The following is a 13,461-nucleotide window of genomic DNA, read 5'->3' on the forward strand; positions in this document are numbered from 1 at the left end:
TAAGATTTAGCCTTTGGAGAATTCCGGATAGGCTTCCATACCCAGTTCCGCCATGTCGAGACCGTTGATCTCTTCTTCCTCGCTGACGCGGATGCCCAAGGTCGCCTTTAGCACGCTCCACAGGATCAGGGCGCCGACAAAGGTAAACACGCCATATGCGACGATACCGGTCAGCTGCGTGATAAGGTTCGCCTCACCGTAGAAGATCACGGCGATGGTGCCCCAGATACCCGCGAACAGGTGAACCGGGATCGCACCAACCACGTCGTCGATCTTGAACTTGTCCAGCATGGGGATGGCCAGCACGACGATCACGCCGCCAACTGCACCGATCCAAAGGGCACCGAACAGGGTTGGGGCCAGCGGCTCGGCCGTGATCGAAACCAGACCGGCAAGTGCACCGTTTAACACCATGGTCAGGTCAGGCTTTTTGTACAGAATCTGCGACAGAAGCAGGGCTGCAACGGCGCCCGAAGCGGCTGCCATGTTGGTATTGGCAAAGATGCGCGACACGTCGGATACGTCACCCACGGTGCCCATCGCCAGTTGCGAGCCGCCGTTGAAGCCGAACCAACCCAGCCACAGGATGAACGTACCCAGGGTTGCCAGGGCCAGGTTCGAACCAGGGATCGGATGAACCTTGCCATCTTTGTACTTTCCGATCCGTGGGCCAAGGATGATGCAGCCAGCAAGAGCCGCCCAGCCACCGACCGAGTGAACGACGGTCGAACCGGCGAAGTCGGAAAAACCAGCTTCGGACAGCCAGCCGCCACCCCACTGCCACGACCCCGAGATCGGGTACATGACACCTGTCAGCACGATCACGAAGATCAGGAAGGGCCACAGCTTGATGCGCTCCGCCACGGCACCCGACACGATGGACGCGGTTGCAGCCACAAAGACCAGCTGGAAGAAAAAGTCTGAGCCGATTGAGGCGTAGTCCAAAGCTGCCTCGGCAGGGTCAACACCAACCGGATCAAGCACGGTTGGACCGCCAATGGCAAAGAAACCATTGAAGTCGCCCGGATACATCGTGTTAAAGCCGATCAGCCAGTACATGATCGCGGCAATGGAAAATAGCGCCACGTTTTTGGTCATTTGCATGGCAACGTTCTTGGAGCGCACCAGGCCGCCTTCCAGCATTGCAAAGCCCGCGGCCATGAAAAACACTAGGAAACCCGCCATCAGGAACAGCAGCGTGGTAAAGATGTACTGAGTGTGCAGCGCGGGCTCTCCGGTCGCGGTGGCCTCTTGCGCAAGGCCCATCTGCGGCAGCGCGACGATCGCGGCAGCAGGGATGAGAGATTTCATCAGATTCATTGTCAGTCCTCGAATGTTGTGAATGGCGGCGCTTACAGCGCCTCTTCGTTCGTTTCCCCGGTCCGCACGCGCATGGCCTGCTCAACTTCGAGGACGAAAATCTTGCCGTCGCCGATCTTTCCGGTCTTGGCGGTTTTTGTGATGGTTTCGACGATCTGGTCGGCCATCGTGGCAGGCACCACGATTTCCAGTTTGATCTTAGGCACGAAATTCACGGCATATTCTGCGCCACGATAGATTTCTGTGTGACCCGATTGCGAGCCGAAGCCCTTGATTTCGGTCACCATCATGCCGCGTACGCCCGCGGTGGTCAGTGCCTCGCGCACCTCCTCAAGCTTGAACGGCTTGATTGTCGCAATAATCAGTTTCACGTTTATCCCCTCTGCTTTCCGGGTCCGTCCGGTCTGTTTTGCACTTGCAGGAAAAGAGCGTGACTGACCGCAGTAAGGAACGGTTAGAGGGCGCTATGGGGGGTAAACTGGGGGTAAGGTGCACAATTTTTGCACAAAAATAAATGAATGATTAAAAATTAGGCGAACTGATGAGGCGATTTGACGGAAATTCAGACCTCTACTTCATCGCCATTGCGGGGTATTGTGCCTCAAAACGATAACCGGGCAGAGTTTGAGCATGACTGAGTCCAGGCGCCGCAAGACACCGCTTGTCGCGGACAAGAGATACCCGTCGAAAGGGCGCAGGCCCGCAGCGACCAAACGAACGGCGAAACCCGCGGGCAAAAAGGCGGTTGCGCGCAAAACGGCTGCGCGCAGAACCACACGAAAAAAGACGCGCAAGAAATCCGGTGGCGGAGGCGGTTTTTTTCGCCGCCTCTTTCGCTGGGCCGTGCGGCTGATCTGGAGCGTGACCTGGCGTGTGGGCGCGGTCGCCGCAATGCTGTTGGCGCTGGCCGTCGGGGTGGTTTACACGTCGCTGCCCGATCTGGATGCCTTGCTGGATGGGCGCGCGCGTGGCTCGGTCACATTGTTGGACCGCAACGGAGATGTCTTTGCCTGGCGTGGCGATCAGTTTGGTGGCGTCATCACGGCGGATACCGTCTCGCCGCATTTGAAAAACGCCGTCGTCGCCACCGAAGATAAACGATTCTACCGTCATTTCGGGGTCAGCCCGCGCGGTATTGCCAGTGCCGTACGCATCAACCTGAGCGAAGGGCGCGGGCCATTGTCAGGGCATGGCGGATCGACGATCACGCAGCAAACCGCGAAGCTTCTGTGCCTAGGTGTGCCATATGTTCCAGGCGAATGGGACTCCGAAGCCGCCTATGAGGCGGATTGCCGTCAGGGTTCGTTGTGGCGTAAGGCCAAAGAGGCGGTCTATGCCATCGCGATGGAGGTCAAATACTCAAAGGACGAGATCCTGACGATCTATCTGAACCGCGCATTCCTTGGCGCAGGCGCGCGTGGGTTCGAAGCCGCAAGCCAGCGCTATTTCGGCATCTCTGCGGCCGAGGTTAACCCGGCGCAAGCGGCGATGCTGGCGGGTCTGCTGGTTGCACCGACACGCTATGCGCCGACGAACAACCTGCAACGTTCGCAAAACCGGGCGCGCTTGGTCATTGGGTTGATGGAGGATCAGGACTATCTGACCACTGCCCAGGCCAGCACTGCGCGCAACAACCCGGCCCAGCTGTCCGATGCAGCCGCGGCGCAGGCTGGTGGGTATTTTGCCGATTGGGTCATCACCGAACTACCAAGCTATTTTGGCACGAACACCAGAGATGACGTCGTTATCCGCACCACGCTGGATCAACGGCTTCAGAAATCGGCAGAAGAGGCGCTGAAATACATCTTTCAGGAAAAGGTCCGCGAAGGGTCGAAAGCGCAGGCCGCGATTGTTGTGATGTCTGCGGATGGTGCCGTGCGCGCAATGGTCGGCGGGCGCAAAACACGCGTATCCGGCGCGTTCAACCGTGCCACGCAGGCGCTGCGCCAAACCGGGTCGTCCTTCAAGCCCTTCGTCTATGCCACGGCTCTGGAATTGGGCTATTCCCCGCTGGATACGGTCGTGGACGAACCGTATTGCGTCAACATTCCGGGTTCGGGCCAGTGGTGCCCCAAGAACTATACCAACAAGTTCTACGGTCGGGTCACCCTTGCGGATGCGCTGAAGAATTCGCTGAACATCCCCGCAGTCAAAGCGGCCGAAGTTGCAGGGCTAGACAATGTCCGTACGGTTGCCAGCGAGTTTGGTATAGAAAGCGATCTGGCGCAGGGTCCGGCCCTGGCGCTGGGTGCGTCGGAAAGCACGCTGATCGAGATGACCGGAGCTTATGCCGGTATCCTCAACGGTGGTTCCGCGGTTGAGCCGTACGGTCTGTCTGAACTAAAGCTGCTGGGGGATGAAACGCCCGTGATGGTGACGACAACCGGCATCGGCGAACGGGTAATCAACGACAAGGCTGCCAAGCAACTGACCTGGATGATGGAGCGCGTGGTGTCCGAAGGCACCGGTGGACGCGCACAGCTACCGGGCTGGCAAGTGGCAGGCAAGACTGGCACGACCCAGGCAGCACGGGATGCCTGGTTTATTGGGTTCACGGCGGATTATGTGGCCGGTGTGTGGATGGGGTATGATGACAACACGCCCCTGTCCGGTGTGACGGGTGGTGGATTGCCTGCCGAGATATGGCGGGAAACCATGCTGCGCGTGACCGAGGGTATGACGCCCACGCCGCTGCCCATGCTGGCCCCGGACCCCCCGGTGCGGACAGCTCAGCCGCAACAGCAAAGACGCCGGCAGGGTGGCGGTTTTGAAAATGCCATCAACAACCTGCTGAACAACCTTTTCGGAAACTGATACGCGAAAAAAAAGGCGGTGCGTCTGGCACCGCCTTTCTGTTCAATCGCACCCAGTGATCAGAGGCTACTGTCCAGTGCGGCCAAAATCGCGTCGCCCATCTGGGTGGTCGAGACCGGTGTTACCCCTTCATCCGCCAGCAGGTCGCCGGTGCGGACGCCATCGGCCAACACCTTCTCGATCGCAGCTTCCAGGCGGTCAGCTTCGTCGCCCTGATCAAAGCTATAGCGCAGCGCCATGGCAAAGCTGAGGATACAGGCGATCGGGTTGGCCTTGCCTTCACCTGCGATATCCGGGGCAGACCCGTGCACGGGCTCGTACATCGCCTTGGGACGGCCATTCGCCATTGGGGCACCAAGGCTGGCCGAGGGCAACATACCAAGCGATCCGGTCAGCATCGCGGCGCAGTCAGACAGGATGTCGCCGAACAGGTTATCGGTCAGGATCACGTCGAACTGCTTGGGTGCGCGCACCAGCTGCATGGCGCCGTTGTCGGCATACATATGGCTCAGCTCGACTTCGGGATAGTCTTGGCTTACGCGGGTCACGACTTCACGCCACAGGATGCCCGATTCCATCACATTGGCCTTTTCCATTGAGCACAGTTTCTTGTTCCGGCGCATTGCCAACTCAAAGGCCGAACGCGCGACGCGCTCAATCTCGGATTCGGTATAGCGCTGGGTGTTGATGCCGACGCGCTCATTACCTTCCTCGAAAATGCCGCGCGGCTCGCCGAAATAAACGCCCGAGGTCAACTCGCGCACAATCATGATGTCCAGACCCGCGACGATGTCTTTTTTCAGCGATGAGAAATCGGCCAGCGCGTCAAAACACTGTGCCGGACGCAGGTTTGAATACAGGTCCATTTCTTTGCGCAGTCGCAGCAGACCGCGCTCGGGCTTGAGGCTGAAATCCAGATCGTCGTATTTCGGGCCACCGACGGCACCCAGCAAAACGGCGTCCACCTCTTGCGCCTTGGCCATGGTTTCGTCCGACAGGGGCTTGCCGTGCGCGTCGTAGGCCGCGCCACCCACCAGGTCTTCGCTCACGTCGAAGTGAAGGCCGCGCTTGTCGCTGAACCAATCGATAATTCTGCGCACTTCGGCCATAACTTCGGGGCCAATTCCGTCTCCGGGCAGGATGAGGAGCGAAGGGTTGGACATGAAGGATCTCCTTGCGTTTGGTCGAAAAGGCCCTAGCGTCTGCGCCGCATCGGGTCAATGAGACGAACCCGCCAAACTACGAGGAAAATACATGCTGACACCGGGAAAACCCGTCCCTGCGCTGAAAATCGAAACAGTAGGCAACGGAACATTCGATCTGGATACCGACAAGGGCGAAAACGGCACGCTGGTGATTCAGTACAGGGGTTTGCACTGCCCGATCTGCATCAAACAAATGTCCGAGGTCGAAGCCGCATTGGACGAGTTTGCCGCGCTGGGCGTCGAAGTAATCATGATCTCGACAGATACGGCGGACCGTGCGGTAGAAACCGCGCAGAAGGCTGGTGTCTCGCGTCTGCGTGTTGGCCACAGCCTGCCGCTGGCGACCGCGCGCGAGGATTGGGGGCTGAACATCTCAACCGCGCGCGAGGGCAGCGCGGAACCGGCACTGTTCGCCGAACCCGGCCATTTCTATATTGCACCCGACAGGTCGCTTTACTTCGCCTGGCAGCAAACAACACCATTCGGGCGTCCATCCACGTCTGATATCGTGGGTGGCCTGAAATTTACCCTGGGCAATAACTACCCGCCGCGCGGAACTTACACCGGCCCGCTCTGACCAGTCGTAGCCAAGGCGAACTCGTTTCGCTCATGGTAGGTGGAGTTCGGAACGTCACCGGACAAATTGGGCAAGTCAGTTCATTGGGTGGGTAGGCGCGGTTACGTCCACCCACACCAGCCGATGCCTGCTGGCTTGCTCAGCCGTTTTCCGCAGGGGCGTGTCCGGGTTGGGCCAAAAGATGCCCGCATCCAATACCTGCAGGTCCGCTGATGGCAGCACATAATCGACCCGCATCTCACCTACGGCCTTCCATTCCACGGTCGTCAGCGCGCCTGACGCATCAGCGGGGCGGGGATCTTGCAGCCGCGGATCGGCCAGCAGGGCCTGTATTGCTTCGGTGCGTCCATCCCCCCGCACGGGGTCCAAGTTGGCATCTGCGGCGATAACGAACGGGCCATCCGGTTTGCGCCCGAGTTCACCGTCCAGAACAAGGGACCAGAAACGGATCTCATCACGGTTTCGCAGCCCGTTGCGATCCTCGGGCCCGTCAAACACAGGCGGTGCCGCGTGAAAAGTCATCAGGTCCAGTGACCCGATCGGCGTGTCCACAGTCACGATCCAATGGGCAACAGAAGACAGGCGCTGTATGGCCTGCGCCTCTTCCGAGGGGAAAGGACCGGCGTCCGTTACCGGCAATTCTGCACCCGGCAAGTCACGCCACAGCAGGTTGGTAAAGTCCTGCACCTTGTTTTCATTGATGGGGTAACGCGAAAGCACCGCCAACCCGGCCTGACCAGTGAAGCGACCCCAGCCCTGGGCGTCTGCCGGGCCGTGGGTTCGCCCGTCACCATTCAGGTCCAACGCGGTTTCGAGCCCCGAATTCGGTGCCCCAGCAAAATGATAGCGGTAGTCCAGTCCTGCGGTACGGAGTTGGTCGATCAAAGCGGCAATAGCTTGCCCCTCCAAGTCCCAGTCGACCCCCTGCAGGGCAACGATATCCGACTGCGCTGAGACAAGCACATCGACCACGGCCTGCACCTGCGGGTCGCCACGCTGAATGTCGCGCAGCAGCAAGCCCGGTCCATCACGGCTGAGTTCGGTGTTGTATGTGGCAATACGCACTGTTTCTGCCTGCGCCATCATGGGCAGCAGTAAGATAAACAGGGCGCGGATCATGCGGCCTGTGTGAAGTCGGCGGTAGAATAGGCGCGGCGTTTTTCGACAATCAGGTTGGCGATGCGCAGTGTTGCCATGCCGCGCATGATCATGCTGGCGGGCAGGAAGGCCCAGGCGCTCATTGTCCAGATTAGGGTTTGCGGGTTGCTCAGCGAAATCGGGTTGGCAAAATCGGTCAGCAGCTTGATTACGGCCGGGATCAGGAAGGGCAGCAGCACCCCGATCGAGATGTTCAGGCGCCCGTCCCGTTGCAACCGGGTGACGACATCTCCGCCTTTGGTCGGGTCGAACAAGGGCAGGTTGGTCCAAACGTTGAAGGCACCGTTGCCGGTGGGCCAGCCACGCATTTTCACCGCGTAGGCAAAACTTGCAATTGTAACCAACGCTGCGACATAAGCCACGCTGGCCGAAATGCGCACCAATTCGATCAATTGCGGGCTGGCATCAGAAGGCAGAACCAGAACGACGAGGCGAACGGGTGAGTAAGGGAAATCAACTACATTGGCGACGCCCAGACCCATCGCATAGAATGACTCGGTCAGATCAGTTGGCACATAGGCGTTTTTACAGATCAGCGTCAGGAAGGTGACCATCGACATCAGCCCGACAAAGCGCAAGCGGTTCACAGGCGGCGCATCGCGGAATTCGATAAAGCTGGGAAAAGCCGAGTTGTATTCGGCAAACGTCAGGAAAAAGGCGAGAATCGCAAGGAAGACGACGATCTCGGTGCCGTTTGTTGATGATATGGGCAGGTACAATGCGGGGGTCAGTACCATTAAGGCGACCAATATACCCCGAACCGCCGCCCCTGTTGTGCGCGCAATCACTATCCGAACCCTTTCCAAACCGGAATAGCCGATTCTACGCCGACTTCGTTCCAACTCGTGCCCGCCGCGTGTTTCGTAGACGGATGCCTCTTAAATTCCAGACATTGGCGATAAGCGACATTTCGCTCAAGCCAAGCTTTAGAAAACACTGAGTTTTGGGCAAAAAGATGGCGCAACTGGTGCGGGATTGCATCATTTTCGACGCAAATCCGACGTGTATCGCAACAGGGTATCTATATATTGTGGTTTACTGAAATTTAACCCCAAGAATGAGAATGGGGCCGCCGAAGCAACCCCATTGGTTGAGTGTCCACAGATTCGTCCTCAGAATCACACCCAGGGACGGGCTTGACTCGCGTGTTGCTCAAACTTGTCGATATGGTGGTCTTTCTCCATGGTCAGACCGATATCGTCCAACCCGTTCAAAAGGCAGTGTTTGCGATGCGGATCGATGTCGAACTCGATCACATGCCCATCCGACGTCGTGATCTGCTGATCTTCCAGATTGACGGTCATACGGGCATTTTCTCCCTTGTGCGCGTCGTCCATCAGGATCGCATGGTGTTCTTCGTTAACCACGATGGGCAGGATGCCGTTCTTGAAGCAGTTGTTGAAAAAGATGTCTGCAAAGCTGGTTGAGATCACAACCTTGATGCCAAAATCCTTGATCGCCCAAGGCGCATGTTCACGCGACGAGCCGCAGCCGAAATTGTCCCCCGCGACAAGAATTTCGGCCTCACGATACGCGGGCTTGTTCAGAACGAACTCGGGATTTTCCTGACCGTCGTCATGATAGCGCATCTCATCAAACAGAACCACGCCAAGACCAGACCGTTTGATGGTTTTAAGGTGTACCTTCGGGATGATCATATCCGTGTCGATATTGATCAGCGGCATTGGGGCGGCCACCCCGTGGACTTTTTCAAACTTTTCCATGTTCATTCTCCTGCGGGAGAGGGCCGCGCCCGTGCCCCGCGTTTAAGCCTCTTTCGCTTTAGTTATTTCGCCGGGCGCGCTTTTGATAAAGAGCGCCATGAAAACCAATCCGAACCCGTTGAACAGCATCTCGATACCCAACAAGATACCCAACAAGCTAAGCGCCAGCCCTATTGAGGCATTGGCAAGGATGTAGGCGGCCAAGGCCAGGGACAGGACACCTGAAACCAGCGTTGGCCAGTAGAATTGAGTGCCACGCATCTGGAACGACAAAATGATGCGAGCGATTCCGCCGGCCACAAACAGGATCATGACCACAGTTGTCAGGGTCAATGTCCCCTCCAGTGGGTTATCCAGAAACGACCAGCCCAGAAACAACATCACGGCACCCATTATGAGTGACAGGATTTTGTTGCCTACACCTTCGACCGTGAAGCCGCCCACAACTTGCAGCCCGCCCGAAATCAGCAGCAACACGCCGGTTACCATGGTTACGGCGATCGACGCCACAACCGGCGCGCCCAGCACAAAAATACCAAACGCAATCGACAGCAGCCCCAACAGAAGCCATTTAATCCAGTCACTCATATTCTTAATCCCTCAAATATCTAGATATGAGGGGACCTTACATCAATTCACGGACGTCTGTCAGCCGTCCTGTGATTGCCGCTGCGGCAGCCATTGCCGGGCTAAGCAGATGGGTGCGCCCACCACGCCCCTGACGGCCTTCGAAGTTGCGGTTCGAGGTCGCCGCGCAGCGTTCACCCGGCTGCAACTGGTCGGGGTTCATCGCCAGACACATTGAGCATCCTGCAAGACGCCATTCGAAACCGGCCTCTTTGAAGATATCGGCAAGGCCTTCTTCTTCGGCCTGCATGCGCACAAGGCCCGATCCAGGAACGACCATGGCGCGCATGCCGTCCTTGATCCTCTTGCCTTTCAGGATTTCGGCAGCGGCGCGCAAATCCTCGATCCGGCCATTAGTGCAGGATCCGATAAAGACGGTATCGATTTCCACATCGCTCAGCCTTTGACCGGCTTTCAGGCCCATGTATTCGATTGAACGGCGGGCTGCGTCGACCTTGCCGCCCTCGAAATCTTCGGGGTGCGGCACAGTTGCCGTGATCGGCAGAACATCCTCGGGGCTGGTGCCCCATGTAACGACCGGCGCGATATCCTCGCCTCGTATGGTGACGACCTTGTCGAAATGTGCGCCTTCATCGGTATAGAGTGTCTTCCACCAATCCATCGCCGCTTCCCACTGGGCACCTTTAGGGGCGTGAGGGCGGCCTTTGACATATTCAAAGGTGGTTTCATCAGGCGCGATCAGGCCAGCGCGGGCGCCGCCTTCGATCGCCATGTTGCAGACGGTCATGCGGCCTTCCATCGACAGGTTGCGGATTGCTTCGCCGCAATATTCGATGACATAGCCAGTACCGCCCGCGGTGCCGGTCTCGCCTATAACGGCAAGAGTAATATCCTTGGCGGTCACGCCCGGCTGAAGTTTGCCAGTGATTTCCACCTTCATGTTCTTTGATTTCTTTTGGATCAGGGTCTGAGTTGCCAGAACATGCTCAACCTCTGAGGTGCCGATACCATGGGCCAGCGCGCCAAACGCGCCGTGGGTCGCGGTGTGGCTGTCGCCGCAGACGACGGTCATGCCGGGTAGGGTCCAGCCTTGTTCAGGGCCAACAATGTGCACAATGCCCTGACGGACGTCATTCACCGGGTAATAGTGAATGCCAAAGTCCTTGGCGTTCTTGTCCAGCGCTTCTACTTGAATACGCGATTCCGGGTTTTCGATCCCGTTCACGCGATCCGGTGTGGTTGGAACATTGTGATCCGGCACGGCGATGGTCTTTTCCGGCGCGCGCACCTGACGGCCCGCCATGCGCAGGCCTTCGAACGCCTGCGGGCTCGTGACTTCGTGCACCAGATGGCGGTCGATATACAGCAGGCAGGTGCCATCATCGGCTTCGTGCGCGACATGGGCATCCCAGATCTTGTCATAGAGTGTTTTGGGGGACATCGGTCCTCTCCCGTATGTAATGAGAAATAGCTGGCGAGTTGGCTCAGGCGACAGGTAGGCGTGCCAGGACCGTGCGGGCAGCCCCAAAGAACCGCTCACGCAGGCGCGCGCGGTCTTCCAGATTCTGGAATTGGGCCACATTGAGTCTCATGCGCACCAGATATAACGGGGTTTGCTGTCAATCAAGGTTCAATCCAGCACCAGGCTTGCATCATGTGGAAACGCTGTTCAAGCTGGCAGTATGGACCAAGATCTGATCCCCAGTTCGCTGTCGGACCTCTATCAGAACATGACAGCGGGCTTTTCCGTGCAATTCGAAAATCTTGTCGAGCTGATTGTCACGCCTGGCTGGCGGCAGCATCAGTTGGTCATCATTCTGGTTTTGTGGGCCGTGGCCTATAGCCTGAAACTGGCAACGCAAGGCCGGTGGGAAACTTGGGCGCGGGCCCGGGCTGGCTGGCCAAAATGGCGGCTGCGGATCCTTGTCCAGCTGATGCAGCGCCTGACTTTGGTCTATTTCGTGGTACTGTCTTGGGCGTTGTATCTGCTGATGCAGCAGATCACCTGGCCGTCACGCAGCTACATCATCGGGGTTGTGGCGACGCTGGCGACGGCATGGCTGGCGATTGCGCTGGTTGCCCGGCTGGTGCGCAACCGAACCCTGCGGCGGATCTTCAAATGGGCCATGTGGGTCTATGCAACCCTGATTGCACTCAATCTTACGGATGATGTGGCCGAGTTTCTGGACGGTGTGGCGGTATCCATTGGTGAGCTGCACATCTCGGTCCTTGGGATACTCAAGGCGACCCTGCTGATTGGTATCCTACTGACCCTGGCCCGTTTAGGTGCCCGTGCGGCCGAACGGGGTTTGCAGAGCAACGACGATATTTCCCCATCAATGCAGGTGCTTTTGGCCAAGGGTATCCAGGTTGTGCTTTATGGCACCGTCTTTCTGGTGGCCATCCGCACGTTGGGCTTTGATCTGACAGGCATCGCGCTGCTGTCCGGTGCGATCGGCGTGGGGATCGGCTTTGGTCTGCAAAAGGTGGTGTCGAACCTGATCTCGGGGATCATCATCCTGATGGACCGGTCCATCAAGCCGGGTGATGTGATCTCGCTGGGCGACACGTTCGGTTGGATCAATGCGCTCGGCGCGCGGTATGTTTCGGTTGTGACGCGAGACGGGCGGGAGTACCTGATCCCGAACGAGGATTTGATCACCAACCAGGTGGTGAACTGGTCGCATTCGGACCGGTTTGTGCGGTTGGATCTGGATTTTGGCACCAGCTATGGCGACGATCCGCATCAGGTGCGTGCAACCGCGATCCGGGCAGTCAAAGGGGTCAAGCGCGTGCTCAGCGGCGGGCCGCACGAACCGGTCTGTCACATTACCGGCTTTGGCGACAGCAGTGTCGATTACGTCCTGCGTTTCTGGATCAGCGATCCGACCAAGGGGCTGACCAATATTCGGGGCAATGTCTACCTCGCCCTGTGGGACGCGTTCAAAGAGCAGGGTATCTCAATCCCCTTCCCACAGCGCGAGGTTCGGTTGCTGGACGACGACGCAGCCACGCAACAGGTCGCCAAAGAGTGACCCCCTGTGCCTTACGCGTCGCGGCATTTCATTGAAATGTTGCATTCCTCTTGCTACCTTTATACTACCCCGGCGCCGGGGGTTTGCGGCGCGCAGCAAAGGAGGACGATGTTCTGTCTCTACATACTCAGGCGGGTTTGCCCGCCGAAGACGGGGCCAGCGTGATGGCCCACTCTCAGTCAATCAGCGATAAGCTGCTTGAGCGTATCCTTTCCTCACTTTCCGATGACAAGGCCGAAGATGTCGTGCAGATCAACCTGCAAGGCAAATCATCGGTTGCAGATCACATGGTGATTGCCTCGGGTCGGTCGACCCGTCAGGTCTCGGCCATGGCGGAAAAACTGACGGATCGCATCAAGCAGGAGTTCGGCTTCACCTCGAAGGTCGAAGGCAAGGATGCCGGCGACTGGGTGCTGATCGATACGGGCGACGTGATCGTTCATATCTTCCGCCCCGAAGTGCGTGAATTCTACCAGCTGGAAAAGATGTGGCTGCCTCAGGGCGGCAGCGCCTCGGCCAACTAAGGCGCTATCCCGGTCTGCATTAACAGGCCGGTGGCGAGAGAAATATGCGTATAAACATTTGTGCGGTCGGGCGATTGCGTGCCGGACCGGAGAAGTCCCTGCTTGATGATTACCTGACCCGATTTGACAGGACCGGCCGCAGCTTGGGCCTTGGTCCCGCGCGTGTGGTCGAGGTCGAAGACAAGAAAAGCACAGGCAAGAGCGCCGAAGCCGCCCTGCTGCGCAAATCGCTGCCCAAAGGCGCGGTGATCTGCACGTTGGATGAACGCGGACGGGTGATGTCATCGCCGGAATTTGCCGAGAAGCTCGGCGGCTGGCGGGATGCGGGGCGGCAAGACCTTGCGCTGATCATCGGCGGTGCCGATGGAATAGACCCTGGTCTGCGGGCTGAGGCCGATTTTTCCATCTCCTTCGGGGCGATGGTCTGGCCTCATATGCTGGTCCGTGTGATGCTCGCTGAACAGCTTTACCGGGCCGCAACGATATTGTCGGGTGGCCCATATCACCGGGTCTGAC

General features: G+C 58.2%; 14 protein-coding genes. 5 read left to right on the top strand and 9 right to left on the bottom strand.

The window, feature by feature from the left end:
• Positions 1 to 6 precede the first annotated feature (6 nt).
• Together AC2FIT_RS16185 and AC2FIT_RS16190 are read right to left on the bottom strand one after the other, a co-directional pair.
• Positions 7 to 1,320 (bottom strand): ammonium transporter, encoded by a 1,314-nt coding sequence (locus AC2FIT_RS16185; protein ID WP_496831080.1) that lies wholly within the window; start codon positions 1,318 to 1,320, stop codon positions 7 to 9.
• 32 nt (positions 1,321 to 1,352) lie between these two features.
• Positions 1,353 to 1,691 (bottom strand): P-II family nitrogen regulator, encoded by a 339-nt coding sequence (locus AC2FIT_RS16190; protein WP_496831081.1) that lies wholly within the window; start codon positions 1,689 to 1,691, stop codon positions 1,353 to 1,355.
• 259 nt (positions 1,692 to 1,950) lie between these two features.
• Here AC2FIT_RS16190 and AC2FIT_RS16195 point away from each other — a divergent pair, with 259 nt between their 5' ends.
• The gene (locus AC2FIT_RS16195; protein WP_496831082.1) at positions 1,951 to 4,134 is read left to right on the top strand and encodes a transglycosylase domain-containing protein; all 2,184 of its coding nucleotides are present in this window, start codon (positions 1,951 to 1,953) and stop codon (positions 4,132 to 4,134) included.
• Positions 4,135 to 4,193: 59 nt separating this feature from the next.
• Here AC2FIT_RS16195 and leuB read toward each other — a convergent pair whose 3' ends face one another.
• Entirely contained in the window at positions 4,194 to 5,297 is a 1,104-nt protein-coding gene (gene leuB, locus AC2FIT_RS16200) for a 3-isopropylmalate dehydrogenase (protein WP_496831083.1), read from the bottom strand.
• Positions 5,298 to 5,388: 91 nt separating this feature from the next.
• On the opposite strand from leuB, the gene AC2FIT_RS16205 reads away from it, so the two are divergent.
• Positions 5,389 to 5,916, top strand: coding sequence for a redoxin domain-containing protein (locus tag AC2FIT_RS16205; RefSeq protein WP_496831084.1), 528 nt, complete (start codon positions 5,389 to 5,391; stop codon positions 5,914 to 5,916).
• Positions 5,917 to 5,991: 75 nt separating this feature from the next.
• Here the strand turns inward: AC2FIT_RS16205 and AC2FIT_RS16210 are convergent, their stop codons facing one another.
• The 6 genes from AC2FIT_RS16210 to AC2FIT_RS16235 all read right to left on the bottom strand — a co-directional run bounded on the left by AC2FIT_RS16210 (position 5,992) and on the right by AC2FIT_RS16235 (position 10,978).
• Positions 5,992 to 7,035, bottom strand: a complete 1,044-nt coding sequence (locus tag AC2FIT_RS16210; protein WP_496831085.1) for an endonuclease/exonuclease/phosphatase family protein — start codon at positions 7,033 to 7,035, stop codon at positions 5,992 to 5,994.
• Positions 7,032 to 7,811: a hypothetical protein gene (locus tag AC2FIT_RS16215; RefSeq protein WP_496831086.1), complete on the bottom strand. Its 780-nt coding sequence runs from the start codon at positions 7,809 to 7,811 to the stop codon at positions 7,032 to 7,034. The genes AC2FIT_RS16210 and AC2FIT_RS16215 overlap by 4 nt, the downstream gene beginning before the upstream one ends.
• Before the next feature lie 381 nt (positions 7,812 to 8,192).
• Complete coding sequence (gene leuD / locus AC2FIT_RS16220; protein WP_496831087.1) at positions 8,193 to 8,798, bottom strand: 3-isopropylmalate dehydratase small subunit; 606 nt, start codon at positions 8,796 to 8,798, stop codon at positions 8,193 to 8,195.
• Positions 8,799 to 8,840: 42 nt separating this feature from the next.
• A complete protein-coding gene (locus tag AC2FIT_RS16225) occupies positions 8,841 to 9,386 on the bottom strand; it encodes an HdeD family acid-resistance protein (RefSeq protein WP_496831088.1) in 546 nt (181 codons plus the stop codon).
• Between the two features lie 37 nt (positions 9,387 to 9,423).
• The gene (gene leuC / locus AC2FIT_RS16230) at positions 9,424 to 10,827 is read right to left on the bottom strand and encodes a 3-isopropylmalate dehydratase large subunit (protein ID WP_496831089.1); all 1,404 of its coding nucleotides are present in this window, start codon (positions 10,825 to 10,827) and stop codon (positions 9,424 to 9,426) included.
• 43 nt (positions 10,828 to 10,870) lie between these two features.
• Positions 10,871 to 10,978 (bottom strand): isopropylmalate isomerase, encoded by a 108-nt coding sequence (locus AC2FIT_RS16235; protein ID WP_068338442.1) that lies wholly within the window; start codon positions 10,976 to 10,978, stop codon positions 10,871 to 10,873.
• Positions 10,979 to 11,068: 90 nt separating this feature from the next.
• On the opposite strand from AC2FIT_RS16235, the gene AC2FIT_RS16240 reads away from it, so the two are divergent.
• The 3 genes from AC2FIT_RS16240 to rlmH all read left to right on the top strand — a co-directional run bounded on the left by AC2FIT_RS16240 (position 11,069) and on the right by rlmH (position 13,460).
• Positions 11,069 to 12,421 (top strand): mechanosensitive ion channel family protein, encoded by a 1,353-nt coding sequence (locus AC2FIT_RS16240; RefSeq protein ID WP_496831090.1) that lies wholly within the window; start codon positions 11,069 to 11,071, stop codon positions 12,419 to 12,421.
• A 164-nt stretch (positions 12,422 to 12,585) separates the two neighbouring features.
• Positions 12,586 to 12,945 (top strand): ribosome silencing factor, encoded by a 360-nt coding sequence (gene rsfS / locus AC2FIT_RS16245; protein ID WP_058276550.1) that lies wholly within the window; start codon positions 12,586 to 12,588, stop codon positions 12,943 to 12,945.
• Between the two features lie 44 nt (positions 12,946 to 12,989).
• Positions 12,990 to 13,460, top strand: coding sequence for a 23S rRNA (pseudouridine(1915)-N(3))-methyltransferase RlmH (gene rlmH, locus AC2FIT_RS16250; protein WP_496831091.1), 471 nt, complete (start codon positions 12,990 to 12,992; stop codon positions 13,458 to 13,460).
• The last annotated feature ends 1 nt before the right edge of the window (position 13,461 follow it).

The organism is Ruegeria sp. YTSA135, assembly GCF_059610165.1.

What these genes read in the sequence shown, in the direction of transcription:
- AC2FIT_RS16185 (WP_496831080.1), bottom strand. Translation starts at nt 1,320, where the DNA reads ATGAATCTGATGAAATCTCTCATCCCTGCTGCCGCGATCGTCGCGCTG.
- AC2FIT_RS16195 (WP_496831082.1), top strand. Translation starts at nt 1,951, where the DNA reads ATGACTGAGTCCAGGCGCCGCAAGACACCGCTTGTCGCGGACAAGAGA.
- leuB (WP_496831083.1), bottom strand. Translation starts at nt 5,297, where the DNA reads ATGTCCAACCCTTCGCTCCTCATCCTGCCCGGAGACGGAATTGGCCCC.
- AC2FIT_RS16205 (WP_496831084.1), top strand. Translation starts at nt 5,389, where the DNA reads ATGCTGACACCGGGAAAACCCGTCCCTGCGCTGAAAATCGAAACAGTA.
- AC2FIT_RS16210 (WP_496831085.1), bottom strand. Translation starts at nt 7,035, where the DNA reads ATGATCCGCGCCCTGTTTATCTTACTGCTGCCCATGATGGCGCAGGCA.
- AC2FIT_RS16215 (WP_496831086.1), bottom strand. Translation starts at nt 7,811, where the DNA reads ATGGTACTGACCCCCGCATTGTACCTGCCCATATCATCAACAAACGGC.
- leuD (WP_496831087.1), bottom strand. Translation starts at nt 8,798, where the DNA reads ATGGAAAAGTTTGAAAAAGTCCACGGGGTGGCCGCCCCAATGCCGCTG.
- AC2FIT_RS16225 (WP_496831088.1), bottom strand. Translation starts at nt 9,386, where the DNA reads ATGAGTGACTGGATTAAATGGCTTCTGTTGGGGCTGCTGTCGATTGCG.
- leuC (WP_496831089.1), bottom strand. Translation starts at nt 10,827, where the DNA reads ATGTCCCCCAAAACACTCTATGACAAGATCTGGGATGCCCATGTCGCG.
- AC2FIT_RS16235 (WP_068338442.1), bottom strand. Translation starts at nt 10,978, where the DNA reads ATGAGACTCAATGTGGCCCAATTCCAGAATCTGGAAGACCGCGCGCGC.
- AC2FIT_RS16240 (WP_496831090.1), top strand. Translation starts at nt 11,069, where the DNA reads ATGGACCAAGATCTGATCCCCAGTTCGCTGTCGGACCTCTATCAGAAC.
- rsfS (WP_058276550.1), top strand. Translation starts at nt 12,586, where the DNA reads ATGGCCCACTCTCAGTCAATCAGCGATAAGCTGCTTGAGCGTATCCTT.
- rlmH (WP_496831091.1), top strand. Translation starts at nt 12,990, where the DNA reads ATGCGTATAAACATTTGTGCGGTCGGGCGATTGCGTGCCGGACCGGAG.